The 12,448-nt window shown below is 62.6% G+C and carries 18 protein-coding genes and 1 pseudogene; 9 read left to right on the forward strand and 10 right to left on the reverse strand.

Features of this window, described 5'->3' with window-relative positions; genetic code table 11:
• Window positions 1-301, forward strand: a 301-nt coding sequence (locus tag HYU53_02905; GenBank protein MBI2220138.1) for a hypothetical protein, incomplete at its 5' end; no start/stop codon positions are given.
• Window positions 302-560: 259 nt separating this feature from the next.
• Here HYU53_02905 and HYU53_02910 read toward each other — a convergent pair.
• Both HYU53_02910 and HYU53_02915 read right to left on the reverse strand, forming a co-directional pair.
• Entirely contained in the window at window positions 561-1,070 is a 510-nt protein-coding gene (locus HYU53_02910; GenBank protein ID MBI2220139.1) for a DUF3368 domain-containing protein, read from the reverse strand.
• A gap of 6 nt (window positions 1,071-1,076) precedes the next feature.
• Window positions 1,077-1,331 carry a UPF0175 family protein gene (locus HYU53_02915; GenBank protein MBI2220140.1) on the reverse strand — a complete coding sequence of 85 codons (255 nt, stop codon included), beginning with the start codon at window positions 1,329-1,331 and terminating at the stop codon, window positions 1,077-1,079.
• A gap of 467 nt (window positions 1,332-1,798) precedes the next feature.
• Between HYU53_02915 and HYU53_02920 the strand changes: the two genes are divergently transcribed.
• Together HYU53_02920 and HYU53_02925 are read left to right on the forward strand one after the other, a co-directional pair.
• Complete coding sequence (locus tag HYU53_02920; GenBank protein MBI2220141.1) at window positions 1,799-2,593, forward strand: TIGR04255 family protein; 795 nt, start codon at window positions 1,799-1,801, stop codon at window positions 2,591-2,593.
• A 668-nt stretch (window positions 2,594-3,261) separates the two neighbouring features.
• Window positions 3,262-4,119 (forward strand): hypothetical protein, encoded by an 858-nt coding sequence (locus HYU53_02925; GenBank protein MBI2220142.1) that lies wholly within the window; start codon window positions 3,262-3,264, stop codon window positions 4,117-4,119.
• Between the two features lie 279 nt (window positions 4,120-4,398).
• Here HYU53_02925 and HYU53_02930 read toward each other — a convergent pair whose 3' ends face one another.
• The 5 genes from HYU53_02930 to HYU53_02950 form a co-directional block, all read right to left on the reverse strand.
• Window positions 4,399-4,668, reverse strand: a complete 270-nt coding sequence (locus HYU53_02930; protein MBI2220143.1) for an FAD-dependent oxidoreductase — start codon at window positions 4,666-4,668, stop codon at window positions 4,399-4,401.
• 203 nt (window positions 4,669-4,871) lie between these two features.
• Window positions 4,872-5,192, reverse strand: coding sequence for a heavy-metal-associated domain-containing protein (locus tag HYU53_02935; GenBank protein ID MBI2220144.1), 321 nt, complete (start codon window positions 5,190-5,192; stop codon window positions 4,872-4,874).
• A 10-nt stretch (window positions 5,193-5,202) separates the two neighbouring features.
• On the reverse strand, window positions 5,203-5,517 hold the full coding sequence (locus HYU53_02940) for a mercury transporter MerT (protein ID MBI2220145.1): 315 nt from the start codon (window positions 5,515-5,517) through the stop codon (window positions 5,203-5,205).
• Window positions 5,514-5,933 (reverse strand): MerR family transcriptional regulator, encoded by a 420-nt coding sequence (locus HYU53_02945; protein ID MBI2220146.1) that lies wholly within the window; start codon window positions 5,931-5,933, stop codon window positions 5,514-5,516. The genes HYU53_02940 and HYU53_02945 overlap by 4 nt, the downstream gene beginning before the upstream one ends.
• A 136-nt stretch (window positions 5,934-6,069) precedes the next feature.
• Window positions 6,070-6,330 carry a hypothetical protein gene (locus HYU53_02950; GenBank protein ID MBI2220147.1) on the reverse strand — a complete coding sequence of 87 codons (261 nt, stop codon included), beginning with the start codon at window positions 6,328-6,330 and terminating at the stop codon, window positions 6,070-6,072.
• Between the two features lie 221 nt (window positions 6,331-6,551).
• Here HYU53_02950 and HYU53_02955 point away from each other — a divergent pair, with 221 nt between their 5' ends.
• From HYU53_02955 to HYU53_02980, 6 genes are all read left to right on the forward strand, one after another.
• Complete coding sequence (locus HYU53_02955) at window positions 6,552-9,002, forward strand: cation-translocating P-type ATPase (GenBank protein MBI2220148.1); 2,451 nt, start codon at window positions 6,552-6,554, stop codon at window positions 9,000-9,002.
• Window positions 9,003-9,028: 26 nt separating this feature from the next.
• A complete protein-coding gene (locus tag HYU53_02960; protein MBI2220149.1) occupies window positions 9,029-9,259 on the forward strand; it encodes a heavy-metal-associated domain-containing protein in 231 nt (76 codons plus the stop codon).
• Window positions 9,256-9,564: a heavy-metal-associated domain-containing protein gene (locus HYU53_02965; protein ID MBI2220150.1), complete on the forward strand. Its 309-nt coding sequence runs from the start codon at window positions 9,256-9,258 to the stop codon at window positions 9,562-9,564. Before HYU53_02960 ends, HYU53_02965 begins: the two co-directional genes overlap by 4 nt.
• 44 nt (window positions 9,565-9,608) lie before the next feature.
• On the forward strand, window positions 9,609-10,082 hold the full coding sequence (locus HYU53_02970; GenBank protein MBI2220151.1) for a heavy metal-responsive transcriptional regulator: 474 nt from the start codon (window positions 9,609-9,611) through the stop codon (window positions 10,080-10,082).
• 76 nt (window positions 10,083-10,158) lie between these two features.
• Entirely contained in the window at window positions 10,159-10,473 is a 315-nt protein-coding gene (locus tag HYU53_02975) for a heavy-metal-associated domain-containing protein (GenBank protein MBI2220152.1), read from the forward strand.
• A 14-nt stretch (window positions 10,474-10,487) separates the two neighbouring features.
• Window positions 10,488-11,156, forward strand: coding sequence for a sulfite exporter TauE/SafE family protein (locus HYU53_02980; protein MBI2220153.1), 669 nt, complete (start codon window positions 10,488-10,490; stop codon window positions 11,154-11,156).
• Window positions 11,157-11,207: 51 nt separating this feature from the next.
• Here the strand turns inward: HYU53_02980 and HYU53_02985 are convergent, their stop codons facing one another.
• The 3 genes and pseudogenes from HYU53_02985 to HYU53_02995 form a co-directional block, all read right to left on the reverse strand.
• On the reverse strand, window positions 11,208-11,540 hold the full coding sequence (locus HYU53_02985) for a type II toxin-antitoxin system RelE/ParE family toxin (protein ID MBI2220154.1): 333 nt from the start codon (window positions 11,538-11,540) through the stop codon (window positions 11,208-11,210).
• Window positions 11,524-11,805: a type II toxin-antitoxin system Phd/YefM family antitoxin gene (locus HYU53_02990; protein MBI2220155.1), complete on the reverse strand. Its 282-nt coding sequence runs from the start codon at window positions 11,803-11,805 to the stop codon at window positions 11,524-11,526. The genes HYU53_02985 and HYU53_02990 overlap by 17 nt, the downstream gene beginning before the upstream one ends.
• A gap of 130 nt (window positions 11,806-11,935) precedes the next feature.
• A pseudogene (locus HYU53_02995) lies at window positions 11,936-12,201 on the reverse strand (nucleotidyl transferase AbiEii/AbiGii toxin family protein).
• Window positions 12,202-12,448: the final 247 nt, after the last annotated feature.

Genomic DNA, 12,448 nt, shown 5'->3' on the forward strand with positions numbered 1-12,448 from the left:
GGAGCAGGTGCGCGGACCACAGGAGCGAATCCTGCGGCGATTCGACAGGAAGCCGAAACGTCTTGCATCGAGGCGGCTTTTCCTGCTGCAGGGGCTGCCAGGAGTGGGACCCGCGCTTGCACACCGGCTCCTCTGCCACTTTGGTTCAATCGAGCGGATCGTCACCGTGGACGCCGCCGCACTGGCCGAGGTGCGAGGCATCGGCGCAAGAAAAGCGGCGCGTATTCGAGAGTTCGTTGGCAGTCCATCTCCGGGCGGCCCTATCCACCACCTCGAACAGGAGGACCACGCACGCGGCTGACGAACGTCGAGCGGAGGCCACATAGCGATGTGAAAGAAACCAGTCGGTACCAGAAGGCCAAAGCCGCTTCGCGAGCGTGTCGCGGCTTTGAGGAGGGCCGGCGTGATTGCGTGGAGCGGACGGCGGCTGCGACCAGCGAAGCCCGCGGGCAAGATCCGTGGCAATAAGACTGTCGCCGACTTGCTTGTCGAGAACCGCGAGTGACGGCATCTTCAACGCGAGTGCCGCTTTGGTTAGCCGTCGTCCTGGAGGACGTCCATCACGAGCGATCTGTCGATGTCGCATTCGCTGGTTCTGCGCCTTCTCCCACGTGCGCGAGCGCTTCGCGAATCAGAGCGGGTGCGATGCGGAAGCCCGCTGCGACGAGCGCGTCAAGCACGGGCTTGAGTGCAGGGAGCAATGCCAGTTGTCGCGCTTGAACCAGGACGCCGAGTGTTCCCCGTACGGCGAGACCGCGCGCTTGTGCCACTTTCCGTCCTACCCGTTCGTCGATGAGAAGGAGATCTGCCCGGAGAGATTCGGCGAGGAGGATGGCTGCCGTCTCTCCGGGATCGAGCCCCAGGTCTAACTCGAGCGACGGGTCGTCGAGGACCCGCAACCAGCGTACCTGGTGGAGTGCATCGATGCCAGGCGCGGACGGGCGCCGTTCCACGGCCTCGTGCCACACCGCTCGCGGCACGACGACTTCATCGAAGAGCGCAGAAAGCAGGTGAAGGGCCCCGACGCGCGAGAGGTAGATGAGCGGGGAACTGTCGGCGACGACCAGCACGCAGCCTCAGCGCTGGCTCTTCGGAATAGCTCCGAGCTCTTGCTTGAAATCCTCGACGTCGTGATCAATGGCATAGAGGCCGTGCCGGCCGGCCTCGATGAGGAAGTCGTCGAGCGTCACATCGAGTGCGCCTGCCGCGCCGGCACGAGTCAAGCGGCCGGCTCGAACCTCGTCGATCACGAGCAGTAGGCGCGCGCGCCTGACCAAGTCGTCAGTCGGCTGCCCAGACAGCGGTCCCGGAATCTCGACCGTGATTTCCATGGAGCCTTCTCATTTCGATTATAGCCGTACCGGCTGCGCCCGATCCATTCTGGCGCGACTCTGCACGGAGCGAGAGGGCCTGAGACACAATGAGACATTTTGTGCGTGAACACAGCAGAACGGAGCGAAACGCACCGAAGCGATAACGCCGAAAACTCGAACAAACCAGAGCGAACCGGAACGGGCCGCAACCCATTCACGGCTCTCTGGACCACGTTATCGGGGTTCGACTCCCTGCCTCCCAGCCAGCTCAACAGTAAAGCACACCACTCCCTGCTTCGTATGAACGCAGGTTTATGGCGAAACCTGACGCGAACCGTCCGCTAGGAAATCTGTCGTCCTAGAGCCAAGTCTCAAGGCCACACGTTTCGGAGGTGAACGGCCTATGTAAAGTGCTGGCCTATATAGACTTGTAATTACTTCACATTCCACTTCACATTGAGAGCGCTTCGGCTTATCGTATCCGTATGAGCGCCACAGACAATCCGCTCGAAGCTCCGACGCCAGAGGAGGTGCCGCTCAAGAACGCACCCCTGGTGCGCGTCATCGCGCAGCTCCGGTTTCCCGAGATTCTGTCCGTCGAGCAGCGAGAGTTCGTGGCCCCCTTTCAGGAGGCAACGCGAAGTAAATATCCCGTGCTTCGACAGGAGCAGACGCAAGGGTTTCTGCTGGGACCAGGCGGTGTGGCCCAAGCGAAACCAAAGATCGCCTGGCGTTTCAGCGATACGACTGGCGATTGGCGTGTCTCGCTGGCATCTGAATTCTTGGCGCTTGAGACCACGCGGTACGTCAGCAGGTCGGACTTCTTCGGCAGACTCAGGTTTCTCGCCGAAGCGGTCATTGAGCACATCGGACCGAGTCAGCTCGATCGCCTTGGGGTTCGCTACATCGATCGGATTGCTGGCCCGACAGTCGACGACATCACGGCGCTTGTGCGGCCTGAGGTCCGTGGCATCGTGGGAACGAGCATCGCGACCCAGGCAGTGCACGCGATTTCAGAATCACTGTTCAACGTGACCGGCGCACAGATGCTTGCTCGGTGGGGGTGTCTTCCCCCGGGCGCGACCGTCGATCCATCGGCGATCGAACCCGCGAAGGAGAAGAGCTGGATTCTCGATCTTGATATGTTCAGCGCGGCTCCGATGCCGTTTGAAGTTGACCAAGTCATTTCAGAAGCGCAGCGCTACGCCGAGCGGATCTACACGGTCTTTCGGTGGGCTGTCACGAATGAGTTCCTGGTTCGATTCGGAGGCGAGCCATGAATAGCACGCCAGTCCGCTCACCGTTTGATACCACGTCGGCCGGCGGCGCAATGCTCCTCATGCGGCAGGTCCGTGAGCCGATCCTAGCCAGCGTCATCTTCGTTGGTCTTGGAACCTCCGCCGCGGTTGCGCCTCCTCCGGAAGTGCTTTCGCATCTACAGAGGCCTGTTGACCAGACGAACGCAGGGACATCCCTGCCGGCGGCCCTGTCAGCGAGCGGTGCGATCGCCGAGTTGAGGCGGCTCAGTGGCCTGACGTGGGATCAGCTCGCTCGGTTGTTCAACGTGAGTCGTCGGTCCCTCCACTTCTGGGCCAGCGGGAAGCCCATGGCGCCCAGCAACGAGGAGCATCTCCAGCGGCTGCTCGCTGTAGTCCGAAAGATTGATAGAGGGACGGCCACGGCCAACCGCGCCCTATTGCTGGCTGCTCGGGAAGACGGAAACTTCCCGTTTGACATGTTGGCCATCGGCGCTTACGACCGAGTTTTAGCGCTCTTGGCAACCGGTGAAGTGCGACGCGTCACGCCGTCAGGCCTCAGTGAAGCAGAGCGGGCAGCGCGAACTCCGCCTCGACCCGAAGACCTTGTGGGTGCGCTCCAGGATCGCATTCACCCTTCGAGCGGGCGCCTGCGTGCGGCAAGGTCAGTCAATCGGCATCGGAGATAGTGAGTGGCAACACTCAGTCCAGACTCCGATGAGGCCAAGCGCATCGACGCTGCTCTCCAAGATTGGAGGCAGGGCGATTTGGCGCTCGAGGAATCGTGGTTCGTTCATGTAGGTGACCCGGGCGCCCCGCTTACCGATGCGGCGGCGGAGGCCGCAGATGGGGACCTGCAAGCGCTCACGTCGGAAGTTCGAGGGCTGATCGTCGTCACGCAGACTTGCGATATCGTTCGAGCCTGCGTCGACAGACCCTATGTCGAGATCGCTCCGCTCGTGCAGGTCAGTGAGGACGACCTCCAGATGGTGAAACGTGGGCGGCGTCCAGCCTATGCAACCCTGCCGGGCCTGGAGCCGGATTGCCTCGTAGCCGATCTCGACCGAGTGATGACGGTCGAAAAGTCGATCGTCGCTTCGTGGAAAAGGACGCCGGGCTACCTCGACGATGCAGCCGGTCGAGGGTTTGCGCAGGCTCTTGCTCGGAAGCGAGTACGGTTCGCGTTTCCTGACGACTTCACGAGCTTGGTCGACAAGCTACAGCGACGGCTTGTCGAGAAGCACGATAAGGACTCAGTCGAGGGTCGCGGGCTTCGCGCTCTTCGCGATATCCGCGTCCGAGCAGCGCCTTCTTGGGATGCTGCCGAGGTGGAGATCCTTTTCTGGTTCGTGCGTGAAGAGGAAGAGATCATCTTCGAGGGGAAGAGCTGGCCTGATCTCTTGAACTCGTGGCTCAAGCTCGTTCCAGCCTCCGGACGTTTCAAGGCTGTCGATGGCCAAGTCGTCGTCTTGGAAGACATGACCGCAAGAGACTACGTCGAGAGCGATCCGCTCGATCTCGACCACCTTTCGACGAGCGCGAAGGCGTGACCGGCTTTTGTCCGAAATCTGTATACAAATTTCGGACAGCGTACTCGTCATACCCGGAGCCGAAATACGGATACGTATCGACTTGCGGCGCTATGAACGTCATGCGGCCGTGAGGAGCCAGTTGCGAATTCCGTCCCTAACACCCAGCCAAAGAAATCCGATCGTCGAAATTCTCCGTAACTCGCACCAAGCCAATACCTTGCGAGTTCTAGATCGACGGCCCGTTTCTCGCACGCGGTCACAGACGATCCGCGTTCGTCAGCGGAGCTATGGAGGCGATCACGGGTGCGGGCCAATGTGGCACCTGATTCGAGTCCGCATCAGCACTCGCGGGATCACTCGATGATCGATTGCCTTCATCGGTCCGCCAGAGAGGGCATTTCGGGCGGCGATGCCACCTTGGCGGCTGCCAATCGGAGTTGCCATCTGACTGCCGTGCTGCCGCCCGATCACGTCGCCCGCCGCGTAGATGTGTGGGACGTTTGTTCGCAGGGATGTGTCGACGACGGCTTCGCTGCGTTCGTTCACCTGCACACCAGCCCGGTCCATGGCATGTTGTCCGTGTTGGGGCGCCTTCCCGTAGCCACGAGCACTCGATCCGTTCGGTATTGTCGCTCGTGTCCCGCGACGACCGCGGTCGTGACGATCTCCGCCCCGTCCTGCCTCCACCGTCTGCGAGTCCACGAACCGCACGTGGCCTCGCTCTACACGGATGTCGCCGCCGACCAGCCCGACCTCGATGGATCGACTCCCTACTTCGCGACCTCGGTCTTGTAGCCAGTCTTTTGGGCGATCGCTTTGGCGATCGCGTCCGGCGATGTCTTGGCGGAATCGTAGGTGACCTCAGCCGTCCCTTTCGCGTAACTGGCCTTCGCGTCTTTGACGCCGTCGATCTGTTTCGCAGCGATCTCCACCGCCGCCTCACATCCCGAACAGGTCATGCCAGTGACTTTCATCGTGCAGACTTTCGTGGCTTCCGCCGGCTTGGTCTGCGTTGACTGCGCGCGTACCGCCGTAGCCGTTGCGACGCCGCTGACTGCGATCGCCGCTGCAAGTGCCAGAACCTTTCGCATATGTGCTCCTTCAGAAGAGATATTCAACGTAGTACGGAAACGTGACCAGTGCTGTGGTGAGTGCCGCCGCTAGCCACACCGCGACGCGCGTCCGTCTCCGCGACGCGGGGGAGCACGTGCCGCAATCGGTCGTCGGGCGATAGGCGACGAAAAACGCGCCGCCCAGCAACAGCGCCGTCGCCGTGAGCAAGAATGGACGGTACAGCTCCAGCGCGGACAAGGACGCGCCGAACGTGCCGGCGCCGAGGAGTACGAACGCGACGGGGCCGATACAACAGGCCGATGCCACCCCGGCTGCCAGCACGGACGCGAGGGCCGTCTTCACTGGCTTAACCCACCCAATTCGGCCATCACCGGGCAGACGGGTCTCTCCTGCTCGAGGGCGTGCTCGCAATCCTGGAGGTGGGTGCGGAGCGTCCGTCGAAACGCCTGCATCTCCTTGAGCCGGGCGTCCACGCCAGCAAGCCGGCTCTTCAGGAGATCACGGACCCGCCGGCATCGCTGATACCCGCCACGTCCTTCGTTGGAAACGAGCTCTCTCACGTCCTTCAAGGTCAGCCCCATTGCCTGGGCCTGTTGAATGAACCGCACCCGTGGCAGCACGTCGTCCCCGTACGCTCGTAGCCCACCAGCCGTCCGCGGCGCGCGGGGCAACACGCCGAGCCGCTCGTAGTAACGCATGGCATCAGGCGTGATGCCCGCTTTCTCTGCCACTTCACTGATCCGATATTTGGTAGCCATGGGCTTACTTCTGAAGGACCGAGGCACACTCAGCCTCGATCCGTGCGGCGGCCTTCATCACATCGCCCAAGCAGCACGCGCCGCGCGGGTTCCGCACTTCGCAGGCGCAGCGGCCGGCCGCGATATGGTCCCGCACTCACAGCGAAGCGTCACACCGACCCGTCTGGGCGAACTCAAGTGCCATAGACGTCTCATTCTCATCGAAGCAATAACAGATCATGCGGGCACCGGCGGGCTGCTTCTGCCAGACGGGCACGCGGAGGTCCGCCGTGTTGAAGACGTGACCGTTGTCGTCGAAGTACACCACCGCGCACGCGGGGTCGGCACAGAATCGATAAGGACCCTCCCGAACGCCCCTGAGTGCGGACTCGCAGAGCAAGGCCTTGACGGTGAGCAAATCGACGGCAAGGCCTTTCGTGCCGCTCTGAGGACATCGCGGCGCTACCGCTGCAAGCACGGGGATGGGAGATCTGCAGCAGGAGCTTATTGCAGAAGTATCCACCCTGGAGCGCACTCCAGAGTCAAGCCTTATCGGTCCTAAAACACTTCTTGACCCTCAAGTCCCCTTGAAGGGTTGTACTTGCGTCTGAACCGACGTCGGGCAATCGAGGTCTCATCATGAATGTCGTCGCAAGTGTGGAAGCCGCTCCACATTTCTGGAGCGAAGAACCGTCCAAGCTACCCGGCCGCCGCAGAATTCGTGCCCGCATTGGGGGACTCCACTGTTCGCTGTGCACGGGCACGATCGAAAAGGCGCTGAGCAAGCGACCTGGCGTCGAGAAAGTCGCCGTGAGCCTGACTCACGAACAGGCGCTCATCGAGTACGACCCGATCGTGACGCGCGCGGAGGATCTACTGCAGACGCTCACTGACATCGGCTACACGCTCTCCGATCCGCGCAAGCTGCGTCCCTATGAGGAAGAAGAGCGCGCATTGGTGCGTGAGCGTGGACGCTTCCTGACCGCCCTGACGATGTCGATTGCGGCGATGGGATTGGTCGGTTACCCAGTCGATAGCCCTTGGTTTCCGCTCTGCGTCTTTTCCATTGCGAGCCTCGTCGCGCTCGCCTTCGTCGTCTTGCGCAGCTACGGGCTGCAATCGGCGATCGGCGGCTCAGCGCTGTTGTCGGCCTTCGGCGCCGGGATCTATTACCTTCAATTGAAGGACGCGTTCGGTCCCGTCGTCCCCTGGATCGCCGGCGTGCTCGCGCTCGTTGTCATCTTCGACGTGGGCGGCCACATCGTGCGCATGGCCTTCATGGCGCTGCGGCGTGGCATCCTGAACCAGCACGTGCTCGTGGAGTTCGGCGCCTTTGCGGGGTTGGCCGGCGGCGCGATCGGCCTCGCCTTCAACCCGGTCGGGTATCCGACCGTGGCATTTTTCTCGGTGGCGGTGATGGTGATCAGCTATCACATCTTTTCCGAGTGGCTGTCGCTGATCGTCAAAACGCGCAGTTCGCAAGCGGTCAAGAAGTTGCTCGACCTTGAGCCTGACGTCGCGTACGTGGTGAAGAACGGCAAGGAAGAGGTCGTGCCGCTCGAACAGGTCCGTGTTGGCGACTTGGTCCGGATCCGCCCAGGTTCTCGGGTGGCCATTGACGGAGTGGTCGAATCTGGGGACTCGGACGTGGACGAATCGCTAGTCACCGGCGAACCGGCGCTCGTCCAGAAGCGTCCTGGCGATCGGACGTTGAGTGGTTCGTTAAACGGGCATGGCACGTTGCTCGTGCGTGCGACCGTCGTGGGTGAGGAGAGTTTTCTGAGGCAGGTCATCCGCAGCGTGGAGGACGCCCGGGCGCTCAAACCCGGTCTACTTCATCTGGTCGATCGCGTCCTGCAGGTCTACACGCCGTTCGTGCTGGTCATGGCGGCCGGGTCGACGCTCTTCTGGCTGCTCGGTCCACTGGTAATCGGAGGGTCTCCCGACCTCCAGCGGGCCATGTTTGCGGGGTTGAGCGTTCTGGTGATGGGCTATCCCTGCGCGGTGGGAATCTCGGCGCCGCTCTCGATTGTCCGCGGGGCCGGCGAAGCTGCCGAACGAGGCGTGCTCATGCGCACGGGCGAGGCCTTTCAAGCGCTGCGTCGTGTGCAGCGGGTCGTGTTCGACAAGACAGGGACGTTGACGGAGGGCAAGCCTGCGTTGCGCCAGATCGTCGCCGTCTCGGGCACCGAAGAGGAGGTGCTCACCCTCGCTGCGGCCGTCGAAGCGTCATCCGAGCACCCGCTGGCGCGCGCGATCGTCGAAGAGGCGTTTCGACGTGGTCTGCCGCTGTCGGAGGTCGAGGGATTCGAGGCGGTCACGGGTCGGGGCGTCCGGGCCCGTCTCAATGGCAATCGGCTCACGGTCGGCAGCCCGGCGTTTCTCGCGGCAGACGGGGTGGACCTCCCCCAAGACACACGGATCAACGAGCTCGAAGCAGGCGGGCTCACCGTGATCGGCGTCGCGCGGGACGGCGTGCTGCGTGGTCTCGTGGCACTCGGGGACGCGGTGAGGCCTGACGCCGTCGAGACCGTCCGCCGTCTGCACGCGCTGGGTATCCGCACCGCTCTCATCACGGGTGACAATGAGCAGGCGGCCCGGCATTTCGCTGGTGCCGCTGGCATTGAAGAGGTCCATGCTCGCGTACTGCCCGCCGAAAAGGCCGTGTTGATCCGGAAACTGCAAGAGCGTGAGCGAGTCGCCATGGTCGGCGACGGCATCAACGACGCGCCGGCGCTGATGCAGGCAGACGTCGGAATCGCGTTTGGCAGTGGCGCGGATATCGCGATCGAGTCCGCGGACGTCATCATCCTCAGTCAACGACTCGGGGCGGTGCTCGACGCGTACGGCGTGAGCCGAGAGAGTTATCGAAAGATCGTGCAGAACGTGTCGCTGGCGTTCCTCTTCAACGGCATCGGCATCCCCGCCGCGGCCACGGGGCTGGTGTACCCGGTGTGGGGCATGGTCGCGATGGCCGCCAGCGTCACGACGATCTTCATCAATTCGCTGTGGGGGCGCGGCACGTATTTCTTCGAGGCCATTAGAACGGTTGGCCAGCCGCCGCCGGCCGCCGCTACTGGAAACCCATAGGCAATCGAAAGAGGACGCGAGTCGCTATGTTGAAATCAGTCACGTTCGAAGTCACCGGCGAACAGCAGCTTCATTGTGCAGCCTGCGAGCAGCGCGTCGCGCGGCTGCTCAACACGGTGGAGGGTGTCGGGCAGGTCCGCGCGCAAGCGGATCGCCAGCGGATCGACGTGCTCTTTGACACAGCGGTCGTCGAGCCCCGGTCGATCGCGGAGCGCCTCAGTGAGGCCGGGTACGAAACAGAGGTGGCCGCACCATGAGCATCTTCGCGAACTTTCTGAACACCATCGGCGTCCGTCGCGTCGAGCTCGGCCGCGAAGAAGTGACCGCAACGGCGCCGTTGGCAGATCGAGAGTTCCTGGTTCCGACCATGGTCTGCGAAGGGTGTGCCGAAAAGATTGCGGGAGCGCTGACCTCCATCCCTGGCGTCCGAGACGTCACGTCGAAGGTGACGAAAAAGCGTATCCGGGTGAGGTATGAGCCTGAGCACGTTCGCGAGCAGCAGCTCAAGGATGCCCTCACCAAGATCGGATTCGAGGTTCTCGACGCCGGAGAAAATACTTGACCCTCAAGTCCCCTTGAGGGTGTGTACTGGTCGAGATGGCAGGTTTGCTCATTGGGGACGTGGCCGAGCGCACCGGCCTGACGGCGCCGACCATTCGGTATTACGAGAGCATCGGGTTGCTGGCGCCCGCACCGCGCTCGGCGACAGGGTACCGGCGATATTCCGAGACCACGGTCGAGGAACTGCGCTTCATCCGAAAAGCCCAGTCCCTAGGCTTTTCGCTCGAAGAAATCGGTGAGATTCTCAAGTTGAGTCGCGCCGGCGACACGCCGTGCTCCCACGTGCTGGATCTGTCGCGACGGCACCTCACAGCGGTCGAGGAGCGAATCCAGCAACTCGCATGCTTTCGTGATCAACTGGCGGCCGAACTTGCCAAGTGGGACGGCAAGAAAGAACCAACGTGTCGAGGACTGTGTCAGATTATCTCGGGGGCGGAAGAGCCGGAGACGGATGCGCCGAGGCTCGATTTGCACGCGCAGGGCGCGCCTGCGGCGGCGCGGCGAAAATCGCGAAAGTAAGCGACACCGAGAGAGGCCAACGCTGAGACCACCGAGAAATCGCCACCGAGCCGCGTTGTGGGGGCTTGCGGCGCTCGTGCTGAGCATCGCGGTCTTGTCAACCGCCTGCCAACGTGAGGCGACCCCGACGGCCCAGGACTCACCCTCAAACCGAGCAGAGGTACGGACCGTCACCGTTCCTGTCAACGGCATGATCTGCATGGTCTGCGCTGGTAGCGTCAAGAACACGCTGCAAGCTGTCCAGGGCGTCCGGAAAGCCGAGGTCGATTTGGCAAAGCACAACGTGACCGTCCAATACGAACATGGCCAAGTCAGCGTCGATGCCTTGACCCGCGCGATCAACGAACTTGGGTACAAGGCTGGAGTGCCGACGCCCGCCCAATCGCAGTGATTCTCGAAGACTTTCTGCAGAGGTTTGGTGCGTGGCTGCCTGACGCGAGTGGAGCCGCAGTACTCGTGGCCATTGTCGCCGGTGTGCTCGCGAGTGCCGTCTGTCCGTGCACGCTCCCTGTGGGAATAGGCGTAGCGGCGGTAACCGGGGGGACCGAGAGCCAGGAGCGACGCAGTGGCCTCCTGGTTGCGCTCGCGTTCTTCCTCGGGATTGTCGTCAATCTCACATTGCTTGGTGCCGTCGCTGGTCGGCTCGGCGCGATTCTCACCGAATCGTTCGGCCGGTATTGGGCGCTCGGCATGGCGGTGTTCTCCCTCGTTGCGGCGGTGGTCGCATTCCGGGGTCCCCGGCTGAAGGTTCAACGACTCGCCGACTTACGACGTCCAGGAATCAGCGGCGCGTTCCTCTACGGATTCATATTTAGTCTGGGGACCTCAGCAGCCCCGCTCCTCGTTCTGCTGACGGTTTCCGCGGCGCAAGCCCGCGCTGAATACGGTCTACTGCTCGCGTTCGCCTTTGGAGTCGGCCGAGGATTGCCGTTTCTGATCGTCGGTCTCTTCGCGGGTCTGATCATGCGGTTCGTGTCGCTGGCCCGCTGGCGCCGTCCGTTGCAGATTGTCAGTGGATGCGCGCTCCTCACGGTGGCGGTGTACTACGTGCGGGCGTTCGCAACACTGCTCTGATGGTCGCGACGCGCCGATCTCCGGCAGAAAAGCCTGGCTCTCGGCTGAGGACTACTCGCCCTTCAACTCGTCCGGCGTCGGCCGTCGCCTGGCGCCACGCCTCACGTGCACCACGCGAACGACCTGCGCGTTGTGGTCGACGGTGAAGAAGTCGCGGTACACGTGAGGCTTTCGACCGTAGCTGAGCACCCGAACCGGGCGGTCCGGTTCGATACTCGCAGCCGCAACCGGACAGCGCTCCGGGTGTTGGTCGAGCGAGAGAACGGCCCGCTCGAGACCGTTGAACCACGCGGCACCCTGCTGCGGAGCGCGCTCAACGACCCACAGGTACAGCGCCTCGAGTTCAGCTTCCGCACTCCGCGCAATGTCAACGCGGTATGCCATGCTTGCGACGCAGCCGATCGAACGCCTGCCGCGCGGGCTTTGTGCGACCGGCCTTCACATCGGCCAGCCCGCGTTGAATGCCCTCGATGGCCTCCACGCGGTCGAGGAGCGTTTGGTAAGCCTCCGCGTTCTGCACGACCAGCGCCGCCTTTCCGTTAATGGTCAGAACCAGGGGATGACCTGTCTTTCTGAGGCGATTCAGCAGGTCGAGCGTGTTGCGCTTGAAGTCACTGAGCGAGCGGATGTCGTTGGCGAGATCGAGCATGTGTGGCCTCATCAAATTCGCATCAAATTTGATGATTCCACGGTGCCGGTCGTTCAGTCAAGCCGCGCCACGCCTGTCCCTGAAATTGTCCCTGCGAGGCGCCACAACAGGGCCTCTGGCGCCGGCTCGCAAGGTTCTTGCGGAACACCGTGATATCGATGTCCTCGAAAAAGCGGTTGATCAGGCCGAACGACTTCGACAGTGACGTGCCGCCCTTGAAGAGGAGGCGCGGGTGATCTTCAGGGAGCCCGTTGAAGAGCACGTCGAGCGTCCAGCAGACCCTGAAGTCTTTCTCGACATTCTCGACGGCTGTGTCCAATCGACGAGCCGTCGTCAGAACACGTCGCGGCGCTCGTCGTCACTCGCGGCGAGCAGACGTCCGAACGCCTCGTTCATGATGCGCGCGATGCCACGACTCTTCTGGGAGTCGGCTTCGCTCGCGCTCGGTCGCGTCGCCTGCGAATCGGGGGGACCGGGCGATCATGATCTCTGCTGAGCAGCTCGCGCACGAGGTCTTGCATCCATGCCGGCAACGTCCGAGTCCGCGCGCCGGCCGCATGACACTGACGGCCGGCGGCGATCAATGCCAAATGTCATCGTCACTTGACACCGACCTAAATCAGCGCCACATTGTGAATTGACG

The organism is Acidobacteriota bacterium, from assembly GCA_016184105.1.
Taxonomy (GTDB): Bacteria; Acidobacteriota; Vicinamibacteria; order Vicinamibacterales; family 2-12-FULL-66-21; genus JACPDI01.

Excerpts from the sequence above, each read along its gene's own strand:
- HYU53_02915 (MBI2220140.1), bottom strand. The coding sequence starts at position 1,331 with ATGGAAATCACGGTCGAGATTCCGGGACCGCTGTCTGGGCAGCCGACT.
- HYU53_02920 (MBI2220141.1), top strand. The coding sequence starts at position 1,799 with ATGAGCGCCACAGACAATCCGCTCGAAGCTCCGACGCCAGAGGAGGTG.
- HYU53_02930 (MBI2220143.1), bottom strand. The coding sequence starts at position 4,668 with ATGGACCGGGCTGGTGTGCAGGTGAACGAACGCAGCGAAGCCGTCGTC.
- HYU53_02935 (MBI2220144.1), bottom strand. The coding sequence starts at position 5,192 with ATGCGAAAGGTTCTGGCACTTGCAGCGGCGATCGCAGTCAGCGGCGTC.
- HYU53_02945 (MBI2220146.1), bottom strand. The coding sequence starts at position 5,933 with ATGGCTACCAAATATCGGATCAGTGAAGTGGCAGAGAAAGCGGGCATC.
- HYU53_02955 (MBI2220148.1), top strand. The coding sequence starts at position 6,552 with ATGAATGTCGTCGCAAGTGTGGAAGCCGCTCCACATTTCTGGAGCGAA.
- HYU53_02960 (MBI2220149.1), top strand. The coding sequence starts at position 9,029 with ATGTTGAAATCAGTCACGTTCGAAGTCACCGGCGAACAGCAGCTTCAT.
- HYU53_02965 (MBI2220150.1), top strand. The coding sequence starts at position 9,256 with ATGAGCATCTTCGCGAACTTTCTGAACACCATCGGCGTCCGTCGCGTC.
- HYU53_02985 (MBI2220154.1), bottom strand. The coding sequence starts at position 11,540 with ATGGCATACCGCGTTGACATTGCGCGGAGTGCGGAAGCTGAACTCGAG.
- HYU53_02990 (MBI2220155.1), bottom strand. The coding sequence starts at position 11,805 with ATGCTCGATCTCGCCAACGACATCCGCTCGCTCAGTGACTTCAAGCGC.